Origin of the sequence: Pseudoalteromonas sp. C8 (assembly GCF_011378685.1) — a bacterium.
In the GTDB taxonomy this organism is placed as follows: domain Bacteria; phylum Pseudomonadota; class Gammaproteobacteria; order Enterobacterales; family Alteromonadaceae; genus Pseudoalteromonas; species Pseudoalteromonas arctica.
On record NZ_WTKT01000014.1, the window covers coordinates 42199 to 58031 of the forward strand.

Annotated in this window: 12 protein-coding genes; 7 read left to right on the plus strand and 5 right to left on the minus strand. The window is 39.7% G+C overall.

The annotated features are described in order from the left end of the window. Positions 1–28: 28 nt before the first annotated feature. Positions 29–784 carry a uridine phosphorylase gene (gene udp / locus GQR39_RS13990; RefSeq protein WP_007582384.1) on the minus strand — a complete coding sequence of 252 codons (756 nt, stop codon included), beginning with the start codon at positions 782–784 and terminating at the stop codon, positions 29–31. A 454-nt stretch (positions 785–1238) separates the two neighbouring features. Between udp and GQR39_RS13995 the strand changes: the two genes are divergently transcribed. The 7 genes from GQR39_RS13995 to GQR39_RS14025 all read left to right on the plus strand — a co-directional run bounded on the left by GQR39_RS13995 (position 1239) and on the right by GQR39_RS14025 (position 11358). Then, a complete protein-coding gene (locus tag GQR39_RS13995; RefSeq protein ID WP_165735908.1) occupies positions 1239–2348 on the plus strand; it encodes an arginase family protein in 1110 nt (369 codons plus the stop codon). 129 nt (positions 2349–2477) lie between these two features. Continuing rightward, entirely contained in the window at positions 2478–3167 is a 690-nt protein-coding gene (locus GQR39_RS14000; protein WP_165735909.1) for an amino acid ABC transporter substrate-binding protein, read from the plus strand. A gap of 147 nt (positions 3168–3314) precedes the next feature. Then, positions 3315–4616 (plus strand): hemolysin family protein, encoded by a 1302-nt coding sequence (locus GQR39_RS14005; protein ID WP_007582388.1) that lies wholly within the window; start codon positions 3315–3317, stop codon positions 4614–4616. A 287-nt stretch (positions 4617–4903) separates the two neighbouring features. Further along, complete coding sequence (locus GQR39_RS14010) at positions 4904–6073, plus strand: efflux RND transporter periplasmic adaptor subunit (protein ID WP_165735910.1); 1170 nt, start codon at positions 4904–4906, stop codon at positions 6071–6073. 12 nt (positions 6074–6085) lie between these two features. Beyond that, on the plus strand, positions 6086–9220 hold the full coding sequence (locus GQR39_RS14015; protein WP_165735911.1) for an efflux RND transporter permease subunit: 3135 nt from the start codon (positions 6086–6088) through the stop codon (positions 9218–9220). Beyond that, positions 9217–10635 carry an efflux transporter outer membrane subunit gene (locus tag GQR39_RS14020; RefSeq protein WP_165735912.1) on the plus strand — a complete coding sequence of 473 codons (1419 nt, stop codon included), beginning with the start codon at positions 9217–9219 and terminating at the stop codon, positions 10633–10635. Before GQR39_RS14015 ends, GQR39_RS14020 begins: the two co-directional genes overlap by 4 nt. Before the next feature lie 96 nt (positions 10636–10731). After that, on the plus strand, positions 10732–11358 hold the full coding sequence (locus GQR39_RS14025; protein ID WP_121953593.1) for a TetR/AcrR family transcriptional regulator: 627 nt from the start codon (positions 10732–10734) through the stop codon (positions 11356–11358). Positions 11359–11424: 66 nt separating this feature from the next. On the opposite strand, the gene GQR39_RS14030 is transcribed toward GQR39_RS14025, so the two are convergent. Genes GQR39_RS14030 through GQR39_RS14045 form a run of 4 tightly spaced genes read right to left on the minus strand, consistent with a single transcriptional unit; the run spans position 11425 to position 15726 of the window. After that, entirely contained in the window at positions 11425–12537 is a 1113-nt protein-coding gene (locus GQR39_RS14030) for a HupE/UreJ family protein (RefSeq protein ID WP_121953592.1), read from the minus strand. Then, complete coding sequence (locus GQR39_RS14035; protein ID WP_165735913.1) at positions 12534–13559, minus strand: hypothetical protein; 1026 nt, start codon at positions 13557–13559, stop codon at positions 12534–12536. The genes GQR39_RS14030 and GQR39_RS14035 overlap by 4 nt, the downstream gene beginning before the upstream one ends. Positions 13560–13612: 53 nt before the next feature. Next, the gene (locus GQR39_RS14040) at positions 13613–14122 is read right to left on the minus strand and encodes an Ig-like domain-containing protein (RefSeq protein ID WP_165735914.1); all 510 of its coding nucleotides are present in this window, start codon (positions 14120–14122) and stop codon (positions 13613–13615) included. Positions 14123–14133: 11 nt separating this feature from the next. Next, positions 14134–15726: a DUF4331 domain-containing protein gene (locus GQR39_RS14045; protein WP_165735915.1), complete on the minus strand. Its 1593-nt coding sequence runs from the start codon at positions 15724–15726 to the stop codon at positions 14134–14136. Positions 15727–15833 lie beyond the last annotated feature (107 nt).

A 15833-nucleotide genomic window follows, 5' to 3' on the forward strand; every position in this document is an offset into this window, starting at 1 on the left:
CAATTTTATCTATTAAGTTTACTTGGTATTAATCAAGTAATACTTTAGCCGCTTCTAATACTACCGCTACAGATTTACGCTCAATTTCACCATGGTCAACATTTGGTATTTCTTGGCGAGTACGATTAACAAGTACGCCGGCAACACATGCTGCTTGTAAACCAAGGGCTGCACACATAGTAAATAATGTTGCTGATTCCATTTCGTAGTTCATCACGCCCAGTTTTTGCCACTCTTCGCAGCTACCTTGTAGTGATTTAGGAACGTAACCAGAATGCGTATCGTAACGCTCTTGTCCTGGATAAAATGTATCGCTTGATGCAGTAATACCAATATGAAAATCGATATTTAAGTTTTTACATGCTTGTACCATAGCTTGTGTTGCATAAAAGTCAGACACAGCAGGGTAGCTAAGAGGAGCAAAATGCTGGCTTGCACCGTCTAAACGTACAGACGCTTGGCTAATTAAAATTTCGCCTTCGTTGATATGTGGCTGAATCGCACCTGTTGTACCAATACGTAAAAATTTACGCACGCCAAGTTGTGCTAATTCTTCTACTGCAATCGACGTAGATGGACCACCAATACCCGTAGAACAAACAACCACCGAATGGCCGTTTAGTTGACCTAAGTAAACATGAAACTCACGAGTTTGAGCAAGGCAGGTTGGGTTGTCTAGGAATTGTGAAATGCGTGCAGCACGATCTGGATCGCCCGGTACAATCGCAAGTTTTGCACCTTTAAGATCGTCAATACATAGTCCTAAGTGAAATACCTTTTCCATAGCTAAGCCTTTTTATAATAAATTGTGTCAATCTAGCATCATTGCTAGAAACGTTTATCAAGTACAGGACGATTGTCCGTTTTATCTTAACTCCTCCAATTAAGTCTTAATAATTTTAAGGATTAATTTGATTTATTCATCAACTATGAATATTCAATCAAGTGCTTATATACGTAGGCTTGTTGTGCTGTTGACATGTTCAAGCAGACATAATAAGTATCAACCAAGCGCGTAACTACAATTAAATAGTTTATGGTAAATGTTCATTAATATTAAATTAATTCAATGGCTTAAATTTTTATTAAGCACGTAAAAGATAACGTGTTTATTTATATTAGGTACAGACTTATTTAGCAAAGTGGAATTTATTTGAAGTTTAGGCACTTTTGGTGATTTTGCATAACTAATCAAAAGTAATTAGCTACGTACAGAATAAAAATCGAAGGAGTTTATTATGAGCACACAATTTGAAGCATTTAAAAACAAAGTTGAGCACTGTTTGTGCGCACCTGGTGATGGCGTATACACAGTAAATACTGCAAAGGAGCGCAAAGCCGCACTGCGTAATAAGCTATACGGGCAAACTGAAAACGTTGATAATTTGTGGCGCGAGTCTTTAAATGAATTACCAAATTCTCCGCATAAAGCCGTTATGTTAGGTATTAGCTCAGACTGTGGCGGTGGTATTTTACGCGGTGCAAACTGGGGGCCACTGTTTGTGCGCTCAGCTTTAATTGATCAGCAACCGCAGTGTCACTCGTTTGATTTAGGCGATGTACGTGTAATCCCACATTTACTTCATGATAAATACCTAAATGATGCAACCATTTCTAATTGCCAAAAAGCCCTATACGGTAATGAAGATAACGACTATTACGTAAGTCCGTTATCAATCACTGAGGATGTATGCGACAGCTTTTACGCGACATTTAAAGATAAAGGGATATTTGGTATTGGTGGCGATCACTCAATTAGTTACCCACTTACCAAAGCGTACTTAAAAGCAAAACGTGAGCAAGGTAAGCGTACCGCTATTATTCACTTTGACGCGCATACAGATTTACTCGTTGAGCGCTTAGGCATAGATTTATGTTTTGGCTCGTGGTGTACACATATTTTAGAATTTTTACCAGCACCACATCATTTAATACAATTTGGTATACGCTCAAGTGGCAAGCCTAAAGCGCACTGGGAAAGTACCTTTGGCGTTAAGCAACATTGGGCACATGAAATCATTGAGCGCGGCGCAGCAGCGGTTGCTGCCGACGCTATTGCACAATTAAAAGCTGATAACGTTGATGAAGTATACGTAAGCTTTGATATTGATGCGCTTGATGCAGAGTTTGCATCTGCCACAGGCACGCCAGAACATAATGGTTTAACACCACAGCATGCGCTTGATATTTTATCAGCCATTGCGGATGAGTTTCCGATTACGGGTGCTGATATGATGGAAATAGCGCCATTTACCGACAGCTCTTTAGTTGGCCAATCAAGCTCTGAAACGACACTTAGAGAAGGCGCTAAAATTTCAGCCTTTTTAATTAGTGTGATGAACAAGTAAGCTGTATGAGCTATAAATACTAGCACTATCAGCGTATAAGTGTGCATTACATGACTAAAAACTAGCAGTTCATAAAGCCTCAGCTATATTTATTAAATACTTATAATGAGTTAGTTGAGGCCTTGCTAAATGAAATTATTGATCTTTTTATTGTTCATTAGCTGTATTAAAGTTGATGCAACTGAAATCACAATAGTAACGGAAGTATTTCCGGATTTTCAGTATCTCAATGAAGATAATAAACTCGTTGGCCGCTCTGTCGAGAAAGTTCATAAAGCGCTAGAAGGTACTGATATAAAATACACTATGTTGGCGCATAGTTGGGCCATATCTTACAATGCAGCGCTACGCGATAAAAACACCTGTATATTTTCAATTGTTCGATTACCTAATAGAGAAAGTAAGTTTAACTGGGTAGGTGAACTGGAAAGCTTTGATTCTGCCATTTATGGTCTAAAGTCCAGAGGTATAAAGTTAAATACTCTCAATGATGCTAAAAAATATAAAATAGCAGTACTGCGTGATAATTTTAGTCATCACTATTTGCTTGAGAGGGGCTTTAGTGAGAACAAGCATTTATTACTCATCGATAGCCTAGATAAAATAGATAAACTCATAAGCACTCGTCACGATATTCTTGATTTTGTTGTTCTTAGCAAAAAGCAATTTAGCTATCGAATAAAAACTGAGCCTAGGCTTGAGCTACTCGAGCCATTACTAAATCTAAATACAGCCCAATCTCCATTATTTTTTGCTTGTAATATAAATATGGATCCGGCCTTAGTTGTTCAATTAAAAGTCGCCTTTAAAGGCAATTAAACAGTTTAAAAAACAGTTTAATCAATGTAACCTCATGAAATTAAATTACTTTAATATATTTTATAAATATAAATTGCCGCATTTTAAAAACCGATTATAATCCAGCTGCTTTTTGTTTAAAAAAGCACTAACTTTTTGGAGCGTTAAATGGGTGATTTAATCGGGATTAGCTTATTGATCTTGATCAGTGCGTTGTTTGCTATGTCAGAAATAGCAATTGCAGCGTCGCGTAAAATAAAACTGCGAGTAATGGCAGATGAAGGGAATATAAAGGCAGCAGCGGTACTAAAGCTACAAGAAAATCCAGGGGCTTTTTTTGCCATGATCCAAATAGCACTCAACGCGATAGCGATATTGGGTGGTATTGTGGGCGAGCAGGCCTTATCGCCTTATGTTGAAAGTGTGTTGGTATTGTTTTATCAAGGTGCGCATTTAGAAAAAATTAGCTTTTTATTCTCGTTTTTTACTATTACATCCTTATTTATATTATTCGCCGATTTAATGCCAAAGCGTTTAGCGATGATCATGCCTGAAGCGGTCGCTGTTAGAGTGGTTACAATAATGCGCTGGGTTACCTTTGCATTAACCCCGCTGGTAATGTTTTTTAATGGTGTCACTAACTTTGTGTTGCGCTTATTTAAAGTACCCGCTGAGCGAGAAGACAATGTGACAACAGAGGACATTGTTGCCATGATGGAAGCAGGTGCTGCATACGGTAGTTTGCAAAAGCAAGAATATGAACTCATTGGCAATGTGTTTGACCTAGAAGCGCGATTTTTATCAAGCGTAATGACGCCACGCGACCAAATTGTATATTTTGATTTAAACGAATCTAGCCATGATATTGCGACTAAAATTATTGACCATCCTCATAACCACTTTTTAGTGGTGTCAGGAAATTTAGATAAGTTGCATGGCTCTGTTGAATCTAAAGATATTTTACGACAAGTACTAAAGGGCGAAGCTGCCAATATAAACGATGATCTCATTGATAAAGATGTTTTTTACTTACCCGAAACATTAAGCTTATCTGAAGCTTTAAATGCGTTTAAAAGTGCAGCAAAACCATTTGCTGTTGTCGTAAACGAATATGCGCTTTCGGTGGGTATTGTAACGGTAAAAGATTTAATGAAAGGGTTTATGGGTGATTTAATCACTCATCAAGGCGACGAATTAATCATAGAACGCGATAAAAATTCATGGCTTGTAGATGGCTTAACCCCAATTACCGATTTAGCAAAAGTACTTGATATAGAAGAATTTCCTGATCAGATGCACTATGAAACGGTCGCTGGCTTTTTAATTTACAATATGAAGCGAATACCTAAACGCGCGGAGCATTTAACTTTTTCAGGCTTTAAGTTTGAAGTTGTTGATGTAGAAGGAATTAGGGTAGAGCAGTTGTTAGTTTCAAGGGTTATTAACCCGCAGAGTGCTAATATCCTTTAAAATAAGGTGCGCTTTAGTTTTTATATAAATAGCCAAGCTGTATTTGCTTGGCTTTTTTGTGTCTGTTAAAAACTTCGTTTCTAAAATAAGAGATTATTTCAATATGTTAAGTTGTTTTATTTTCATACAGTCTTGATTCTATTTTCATCTAATTAACATTAAATGCAACCTAAGACGTATATTGTACTGAGGAGTGTAAGTTTGTGTAAATTTCTTCTAATTAAGATTCATTATCAGCGCGTTTTAATTTAGAATGATCGTTCACTCTAAACTAAAAGGTATTTAACATGCAGCGTTCCCGCATCGCTTTATTTGTATTGTCAGCCCTCGTCGGTTCTGTTGCTTTAACTGGTTGCGATCAGGCTGCTGAGCAGTCACAAGCTTCAGCTCCTAAAGCTGTACCAGTGGGTGTACTTACATTAAAAAGCCAAGCGCTTACTCTCAAAAAAGAACTTCCTGGTCGTATCAGTGCATTTCAAATTGCTGAAATTCGCCCACAAGTAAGTGGTATTGTGCAATCTCGTTTATTTGTAGAAGGTAAAGAGGTTAAACAAGGCCAGGCTCTGTATCAAATAGATCCTGCGACATTTGAAGCAGACTTAGCAGCAAGTGAAGCAAGTGTTGCACGTGCTCAGGCGAGTATTTCAAGTAGTAAAGCTAAAGCATCTCGTTTTAGCGAGCTTTTAAAAATAAAAGCGGTAAGTCAGCAAGACTTTGATGAAGCAGATGCTGCATATAAACAAGCAAAAGCAGAATTATTAACGGCTAAAGCGCAGTTGAAATCGGCGCAAATTAACCTTGATTATAGCCATGTGTCGTCACCAATTAGTGGTCAAATTAGTAAATCAAGCGTAACTGTAGGTGCATTAGTTAGTGCTAACCAAAGTACTGCACTTGCTACAGTGACTCAGTTAGATCCAATTTATATCGATTTAACACAATCAAGTAATGAGCTTACCAAACTTAAAAAAGCAATATCATCAGGTGCTCTAAGTGTTGATTCGACTAGCCAAACTGACGTTGAACTTATTATGGAAGATGGCTCTATTTATCCTCATAAAGGCACATTGCAGTTTTCTGAAGTGACAGTTGATCCAAGTACTGGCTCAGTAATACTACGTGCTAAATTTTCAAACCCAGAAAAATTATTACTACCAGGCATGTATGCCCGAGCTTCTATTGTGGAAGGTGTTAAGACGGGTGCTATTTTAGCTCCGCAACGTGGTGTTAGCCGCAACTCAAAAGGCGAACCAACAGCAATGGTTGTCAGTAAAGACAACACAGTAGAAAGCCGCGTATTAAAAGTAGATAGAACGATTGGTTCTGATTGGCTTGTTACTGATGGCTTAATGGATGGCGATAAGTTAATAGTTGAAGGTTTACAAAAAATCCGCCCTGGTGCACCAGTGAATCCATCTGAAATTCAATCGTCTGCTAAAGCCGATCAAGCGCAATAACGGAGAGTTTTAATGTCACGATTTTTTATCGATAGACCGATATTTGCTTGGGTACTCGCTATTGTAGTGATGCTTGCAGGTATTTTGGCGATTAGGAGTTTACCTATTTCGCAGTATCCTTCAATTGCACCACCTGCAGTGAGTATTACTGCAACGTACCCTGGTGCATCTGCACGTACACTTGAAGATACGGTAACGCAAGTTATTGAGCAAAAAATGAAAGGACTTGATGGCCTGCTTTATATGTCATCTACGTCTGAGTCGAGTGGTTCTGCTACGCTTACACTTTCGTTTAGCGCTGAAACAGACCCTGATATTGCACAAGTTCAAGTGCAAAATAAACTAGCGACAGCGACTCCACTATTACCAGAAGCAGTTCAAAGGCAAGGTGTTGTAGTTGCAAAGTCAGCGCGTAACTTTTTAATGGTTTATGCTTTTGTGTCTAAAGATGGCAGCATGACCAATATTGATATTGGCGATTATGTTTCATCAAACGTGCAAGATATTGTCTCGCGTGTTGAAGGCGTAGGTGAAGTGCAGCTGTTTGGTTCTCAGTACGCGATGCGTATTTGGTTAGACCCTTCAAAGTTACAAAATTATAAGCTGACACCTGCTGATATTAGTGCATCAATTAGTGCGCAAAATGCGCAAGTATCTGCCGGTCAACTTGGCGGTATGCCTGCCGTTGATGGTCAGCAACTTAATGCAACAGTAACGGCGCAAAGTCGATTACAAACGCCAGAGCAATTTGAACAAATATTAGTTAAAACCAATCCAGATGGCTCTTTTGTACGTCTAGAGGACGTTGCTAGAGTAGAGCTTGGCGGTGAAAGCTACCGCGTTGTTGCTCGTTACGATGGGCAACCTGCATCAGGATTAGGTATTAAATTAGCCAGTGGTGCTAACGCACTTGATACTGCCGCTGGAGTTAAAAAAGCAATTGAAGAGCTAAAACCGTTTTTCCCTGAAGGGTTAGATGCTGTTATACCTTACGACACAACGCCGTTTGTATCGTTATCTATCGAAAAAGTTATTCATACCTTAATTGAAGCTGTTGTACTTGTTTTTGTAGTTATGTATTTGTTCCTACAAAACTTTAGGGCAACACTTATACCAACAATAGCAGTGCCAGTGGTTTTACTAGGTACGTTTGGTATTTTGTACACCTTTGGTTATTCAATAAATACGCTAACGATGTTTGCGATGGTACTTGCCATAGGCTTATTGGTAGATGACGCAATCGTTGTTGTAGAAAACGTTGAGCGCTTAATGACCGAGGAAAAACTCTCGGCACTTGAAGCTACGCGTAAATCTATGGATGAAATTAAAGGCGCGCTGGTAGGTATTGCCATGGTGCTTTCTGCGGTATTTATCCCAATGGCATTCTTTAGTGGCTCTACCGGTATTATTTATCGTCAGTTTTCTATAACACTGGTATCGGCGATGGGGTTATCTGTTTTAGTTGCTCTTATTTTAACGCCTGCATTGTGTGCAACGCTTTTAAAACCAAGCCATGTACATAACAATGAGACGTTATTTGGCCGATTTTTTACAGGCTTTAACCGTGGTTTTGATAAAACAAATTCAGGTGCACAAAGCTTTGTAGGCCGTATGCTTACGCACTCTAAACGCTACTTACTTATTTATGGTGTGATTGTGGGCGGTATGGTTTATGTATTCTCAAGCTTGCCAACGGCATTTTTACCTGACGAAGACCAAGGTATTTTGTTTAACCAAGTTTCACTGCCAGCAGGCTCTACAACACAGCAAACGCTTGAGGTTGTTAAAAAGGTAGAAAATCACTTTTTAAACGATCAATCTGAAGCTGTGAATGGTATTTTTACCGTTACTGGTTTTAGTTTTGCAGGCTCTGGCCAAAACTCAGCAATTGCCTTTGTTAACCTTAAACATTGGGATGAGCGTCAACGTGACGAGTTATCTGTTCAAGGTGTTGCAGGTAAAGCGATGGGGTACTTTTCAACGATAAAAGAAGCGTTTGTGTTTGCATTCCCGCCACCTGCAATTGTTGAACTGGGTACTGCTAATGGTTTTAATATCTTTTTACAAGACCGTGTAGGCCTTGGCCATGACGCACTTTTGGCGGCACGAAATCAGTTATTAGGTTTAGCAAGCCAAAGTCCAATTTTAGCGGGCGTACGTCCAAATGGACAAGAAGATATGCCAGAACTACAACTTGATATAGATTTGGCAAAAGCCGAAGCGCTTGGCGTGTCGCAAAACGATATTAACAGTACACTTTCGACAGCATGGGGTAGTAGTTATGTGAATGACTTTATTGACCGTGGTCGAGTTAAAAAAGTGTATATGCAAGGTGATGCACAATCGCGCATGGTGCCTGAGGATCTAAATAAGTGGTATGTGCGCAATGATAATGGCGATATGGTGCCGTTTTCAGCGTTTGCTAGTGCCTACTGGACGTATGGTTCGCCACGTTTAGAGCGTTACAATGGTTTTTCAGCAATGGAAATTCAAGGTAGTGCAGCGCCGGGCTACAGTACAGGCCAAGCAATGGACGAAATGGAGCGTTTAGTTAAACAGCTGCCTAATGGTATTTCGTCTGAGTGGACCGGTATTTCATTCCAAGAGCGCTCAAGTAGTGGTCAAGCACCTTTACTATATGGCTTATCGCTGTTGTTTGTATTTTTATGTTTAGCTGCACTTTATGAAAGTTGGTCGGTACCGTTTGCGGTAATGATGATTGTGCCACTGGGTATATTTGGTGCAATTATGGCAGCGCTAGGCGGTGGCTTATCTAACGATATTTACTTGCAGGTAGGCTTGCTGACCACCATTGGTTTGGCATCTAAAAATGCGATATTAATTGTAGAGTTTGCGATTCATAAAATGGATGATGGGCTTGGCTTAGTTGATGCGGCTATTGCAGCTGTACGCTTACGATTACGTCCAATACTTATGACTTCGATGGCCTTTATTTGTGGTGTTTTACCACTTGCAATAGCCTCAAGTGCGGGTTCTGGTGCGCAAAATGCGTTAGGTATTTCGATTATTGGTGGCACACTCGCATCATCAATATTAGTTGTTGTATTTGTACCGTTGTTCTTTGTGTTAGTTCGCCGTGTATTCCCTGGTAAAACTAACGAGACAACAAAGGAGAGCGCAGAATGAGCATTAAAACATTCAGCCTAAGTGCAATTACTTTATTGGTGCTAAGTGGTTGTCAATTAGCGCCAGAGCAAAAAGACCTTGCTCTACCAGTATCTGATGCTTATGCATCAGGTACTGAGCAAAACGCTGCGCAGCAATTAAATTGGCAGCAGTTTTTTAATGATGAAAAACTACAAACCTTAATTACGCAAAGCCTTGAGCATAATAAAGACATGCAAATTGCAGTGCTTAATGTGCAGCGTGTGCGTGGTTTGTATCAAATTGAAGACTCTGCTTTGTATCCGTCGCTTGATTTAAATGCTTCTGGTACGCGCCAGCGTTTACCGGCTGATTTGTCGGGTACTGGCGATGCAGCTATTAGCTCGCAATACAGTGCAACAGTGGGCATTACGTCTTACGAGTTAGATATTTGGGGCAAAGTACGCAATCAATCAGCGCAAGCACTCCAAAATTTATACTCTACAGAGCTTAGCCAATACAGTACGCAGGTGTCTTTAATTTCAGAGTTGGCAAATGCGTGGCTTAGTTACGCGACGGACTTACAACTGCTAGAGCTTGCAAAAGAAACGCTCACCTCTCAGCAAGAATCATTATCGCTTACGCAAAAAAGCTTTGATTTAGGTGCGACTTCTTCAATTACCCTTGAGCAGCTTAGAAGTACAGTTGCTACAGCAAAAGTAGACATAGCAACGTACAAACGTTTGTTAAAGCGTGATAAAAGTGCCTTAGATTTATTAGTGGGTAAATCTGTTTCAGCTGATTTACTGCCTGGTAAAGACCTGACTAACTTGATCAGCATGCCAGAAGTGCCGGTCGGTTTACCGTCTGACCTGTTATCGCAGCGCCCTGATATTAAAGCCGCTGAGCATTTAATGCTTGCTGCAAATGCCAATATTGGTATTGCACGTGCGGCGTTTTATCCAAGTATTAGCTTAACAGCCAATGCCGGGTCTGCTTCAAGTGATTTAAGTGGCTTGTTTGATTCAGGCTCAGGTACATGGAGTTTTGTGCCGTCAATTAGCTTACCTATTTTTAATATGGGACGTAACCAAGCAAATCTTGATGTAGCAAAAGCTGATCAAGAAATTGCAGTGGCTACTTATCAGCAAAAAATTCAAAATGCGTTTCGCGAAGTTGCCGATGCACTTGCTGATAGAGAAGGTTACCAAGAGCAATTAAGTGCCCTTGATATGCTTATAAGTAGCCGACAAATCACGTTTGATTTATCAAAAATGCGTTACGAAAAAGGCGCAGATAGCTACTTGCAAGTACTTGATGCTCAGCGTACATGGTACGGCGCACAGCAACAGTTAATTTCGGGTCAGCAAGCGTATCTTGCAAGCCAAATTAACTTGTACAAAGCGCTTGGTGGCGGATGGAACGTAACCAGTGAAACAGCTCAGGTAGAGAAATAATATTTTCGGCTTTTAAAGCCGCATTACATATTTACATGGCGAGACTATTTATAGCTCTTGCTTTACTGGGTTTATGACTTGGTAGTGGAGTTGAACATGAAGCCTAAAGCAAAAAGGCAAACAGATCCCGCGATAGCACTGGCTAGGCGTGAGCAAATATTAACAGCTGCTGCAGAGTGTTTTCGCCGAAAAGGTTATCACGGTGCAGGTATGGCTGAAATATCTAAAACGGCAGGGATGAGTGCAGGCCATATTTATAATTACTTTGAAAGTAAAGAAGCCATTATAGAAAGCATTATTGAAAAAGACATGGAAGAAATGTTCTCCATCTTTCAAAAGTTTGAAGATCACCCTGGTGATGTTTTAGCGGCTCTTTTAGATGGCTTAAATATTGGTGTGCAAAGGCACATGGACACAGGCTCGTGTGTTATTGATTTAGACATGATGGCAGAAGCAGGTCGAAATATTAAAGTAGCAACTCTCTTGCGTGAAACCGATATTCAAGCAAGAGGGCGCATGAGACAGCTTTTAACAAGCGAGCGAAGTGCGCTCAAAGACATTGATGAGCTTGAACTTGAAAGCCGAATTAACGTTATTTTTTCGATGATGGCGGGGTTATTACTCAGAAAGTTACTCTACCCTGAGCTCACCGAAGAAACGGTACTCATAGCGCTTCGCCCTGCGATGAAAACATTACTGATGCCATTTGATAAAGCGCAGTAACGCTCAAAATAAATAACCAAAAGTAAGCTAGCCAATATTTTGGCTAGCTTTTTTATTTTAGTCTATTTAAAAGCGCTCGATTGACCACTGAAGTGCAATGATTGCGATAGCAACGGAGCCCATTGGCATTAACCACTTTTTATACCAAGTGTAGTGTCGCACATAAATGAGTATTGGTAAGGCTACTAGTAAGATACTAAGTTGTCCGATTTCGACGCCTAAATTAAACGCTAAAATGCTAAGCAGTTGATAGTCGCTCGACAAGCCAAGCTCGCCAAGTACGCTCGCAAATCCCATCCCGTGCAGTAAACCAAAAGCAAAAGTAAGCCAACCTAAACGAAGTACCAACGGCCACACATTATTTAATGCTGCAAATAAAACCGATATAGCAATTCCAAGCTCTACCCAGCGGCTATTTGGTGAGACTAAGCTCATAGCTGTTGCGGTAAGCGTAATAGAGTGCGCAAGTGTAAACGCGGTTACTATCCATGCTGTGTGTTTAATAATTTGTTTTTTAGAGCTAATACCTTGCCATGCTTTATCGCTGCGCTTTAAAACACAGGTAAGTAACAGGGCGATTAAAAATAAAATATGATCAATACCAATCCAAATATGTAAAACACCCTGATACACGTATTGATTAAACGTACTTAAATAACTTGTTTGCTCAAAGCTGAACGTTTGTTGTGCCTCGTTGATATTAAATACACGAGATACACCGTTTATATTTACGATGGACTTATGATTGGCATCGGTTTTAAAAAAAGCGGAATAGGAAAGGGAGATTACTTTATTGTCATCACAGCTAAACAGCAGCGGAATGACTAAATAAGGTTGGTTAAAATGATTATCTAGCTGATAGATTCCTTCACTTTTTAAAGGGCATATTTGCGCGTTTTGCGTGATATTTAAATTTTCTTCAATGAAGTTATTAATTGAGCTGCGTTTTGCTTTTATTTCTGCCCACGAAATTTGCCCGTTTTTATCTAAATCCAGAGGCACTGCGTGCTCTAAGTCGGCTATATTAATTTGCCAGGTACCCGTGTATTGGTTTTTGTTGGTGTCGTTATTGTTCTCGCTATTTAAGGTTATATAACTTGTACTTAGTTGATGGGCAAAGCTGTAAGTTGAGAAAATACACAGCATTAAAGTGAGTATAAATAGATAAGGCGTTTTCATAGTGTGTCTCGTTGCATCGCTTTTGCTTGAATAAGTAATTGCTCATCGGTGCTCATTTTAGCCTGTTGCCAATTAATATGAGCCCAGTAAAGTGCTTTTTCGCGATTTGGTTGTACATCAAGGTAATATTTAGCTAAGTCACTTGCATGAAAAGAATCTTTACGAAGCTCTCGTAGTGTAACTCTTTGCGCCATTGTATTTTGCCATTTTTTATCGCGTTTATTTAGTTTTTTTTCTGCGATTGAAAGTCTTAGCAAAATAGCATCCTCTAAATTACTTTTATCAGGAAGCAGTACGCTTAATGTATTTAATACTTGTTGCGGTTGATTTAGAGCAATTTGAATATCGGCCCATAAAACAATAAGGCTCACAGGGGCTTGAACTAAATCTACACTTTGTAAGTGAGACAAAGCTTGTTTGTAGTTGTTTAAACGGTAGCTCATTTCACTTAAAACATGGTTTGTAGCTAGGCTAGTTTGATTATTATTTATAATTTTTACTAATGCTTGGTAGCTGTCTAAAACGCTTTCATGTTGGCTTTGTACATCGAGTACACAGGTGCTAGCAGTAATAGTGCTTACTTGCCCAATTAAGGCGACGCAGTGTTTTTTTGCTTGTGCAAACTTACCTTGAGTCATAAATATATTGGCTAGCAATAAATGGCTATTACTATGTTTTGGCTCGGCAATCAAAACGTTGTTAGCAATATCAATAGCTTCGTCAAAAAGGTGCTCTTTTTGTAAAACGCGAGCATATAAGTAACCAATTTGAGATGAGGGTGTTTGTTTATATAGCTGGGCTAAACGGGTTTTAAGTAGCCCCTGTAAGCGCTCTGTTTGGCCGGCATATTGGCTGTTAGTGACTAATGTATTTATTTCGTCAACAGAGAGGGAAGCACTAAGCGTTGAATTACTTTTAGCAATAACTGCATCATCTTTTGGGGTAAAAAGCGCAGCGCTTAACGCAAGGGGTGTTAGGCATAAAGTAATAAATGCGACGGACTTAAAAATTGATAAATACATTATAAATATCCTTTGAAAAAAGCCATCCATGGCCTGTCAGCTTAATTACTTGGTTAGTTACCGTTTGTTGAAATTAATCCATCAACATCGGTATCTGTGTTTGTAAACACCCGACCGTTAACTGTTAATGGCTCTGCATTTGGGGCTTGATTAAATGCATCGGTTGCAAATTGAGCAAAGTCGACTTGTAGTGCGTCAATTGTAATGTTTACTGTTGCAGTTACTTGCGAATTAACGCCATCACTTACACCAAACATAAAACTATCTGAACCTGTCGCTTCTTTATTCGGTGTATAGGTAAAGTTACCATCGCTATTAACGGTAACAGTTCCGAGAGTTGGCTCACTTGTTAACGAGTAAGTCAGTGAATCGCCATCATTGTCGGTTGCGCTAAGCATATCGGTAATGCTTACCTCAGTTTGTGTAGTTAGCATTGCATCACTTGCGGTAGGCGCTGTGTTTACAACCGGTGTAGGCTGTTTTTTATCATCATCGCTACTACATGCTCCCAATGTTAATGCACTGAGGAGAACACAAATATGGGTAGTTTTTAAATTACGCATTATTTTACTCCTTATTTAGAGCCAGCAAGCGGTGTTGCAAGGTATGGGAATGATGAATCCATCATTGTTGCATCAATAGGTGCACCGTCAGTAAATGGCACTGTGCCTGTATTAGCATCCTCTGGTACACAGAGTCCTAAATCAGTGTCTTCACCATTTACAGGAATAGGATGACATAAACGACCCATCACAACACGAAGTGCAATATCAACCACATCATCACCCGGGCGACGACCATTTGGGAAGCCGGCTAAATCATTACCCGCTACACCAAATGCAGATTGATCAGCTTGCGCTGTTGCTGCAATGTCTGTATTTAAACGTAGCATTTCTGAAGGTGTTACTGTTGCTTGTTGATTAACGCCTGCAAAACCCGTTAAAAATGCAGTGATTAAATCAGTACGCGGGAAGTTAGTGGGTGCCAGAGTTTCTAAGTTTGCGCCAAGAGTGGTATTAACAGCATCTTTAAACAAAATATTTAATAACTCTGGTAGTGCTGGGTGAGATACATAATCTAAAAATTGTGCATCGTCTTTAGGGTGCGCAGTAGAAAATGTGTCTTTGTCTTTAATACCAATTACCAGCTCATTTACAAGCGGGCTACCTAGTCGTGAAACCTGAGTTAATGCACCACCGTTTACCGCATTATTAGCAAATTTAGCATTTGGGTTTAATACACGTGCTTGAGGTAAGCTTGCTGTTGTCCATGCACCAATTACTTTGTTACCTTCACCGACAATACAGCTTTTAGGTATTTCGATAGCGATTGATGTTACGTTTTTATCTGCAAGGTCGTCATTATCGGCTGATTGCGTTATACCACCTGGAAAACCACCGCCGTCACCAGCACCAGGGGCGCTATCGCCTTCTACAGGTACATAGTTAACTAAATCAAATGTTTTACCTAGGTTAACTACAAATGGGTCTTTACGTTGTCCTACAAAAACTTGTGCCATGCTTTCACAGTTAGGAATTGAAACCTGATACACAAATTGGTCAGCATAAGTTTGGTAATCGCTCATTGAGCCAAATGTTTTATTGCCGACATAATCAAGCGGTTTAGAAAATGTGCTTGAGTTTGATGCAGTGTTGTTTAATACCGTTGTTTCGCCAGTACGCTGCGCGCCGCTAATCATGCTCATTGTGTATGATTCGCTAAAATTTGCAGCGCTGTCATCACCGGCAGATACACCGCCTACATTTTTAAGCGGTACAGACACGGTGCGTTGATTACCTTCAGGTCCAACAGTTAATTGCACACCTTGGTTATCATTAGGAAGCATGCTTTTAAAGTTAAACGCAAATGTAATATCTTCAACAGCATCGCCGTCGTTATCTATATGAATGCTGTAGGTAGCATCTGGGTCCATTGCAAAGTAATTAGGACCGCCGTATGCATCTTGCAGCGGGATATAGTTAGCAATTAATGTTACAAAATCATCACGACCTTGCTCGTAACTATTAAATACATAAAAATCGGTTGAATCTAAAGTCGGGAAACGGCTTATATTTGGCGCTTCTCTGTGGCTAGATGCTTCACTTGGTGCACTTACAAACGTACTACATATTACTACTGCGAGTATTGATGGAGTTAAAGCTTTCATGACTTTGTCCTTTAGTTTTGATTGAAGTCATAGCTAATAACGGGGCAGGATTTAAATTGGATGCAAAAAAGTTAAATTATTTTTATTTTTTGTTAAAAAAGTTTTAA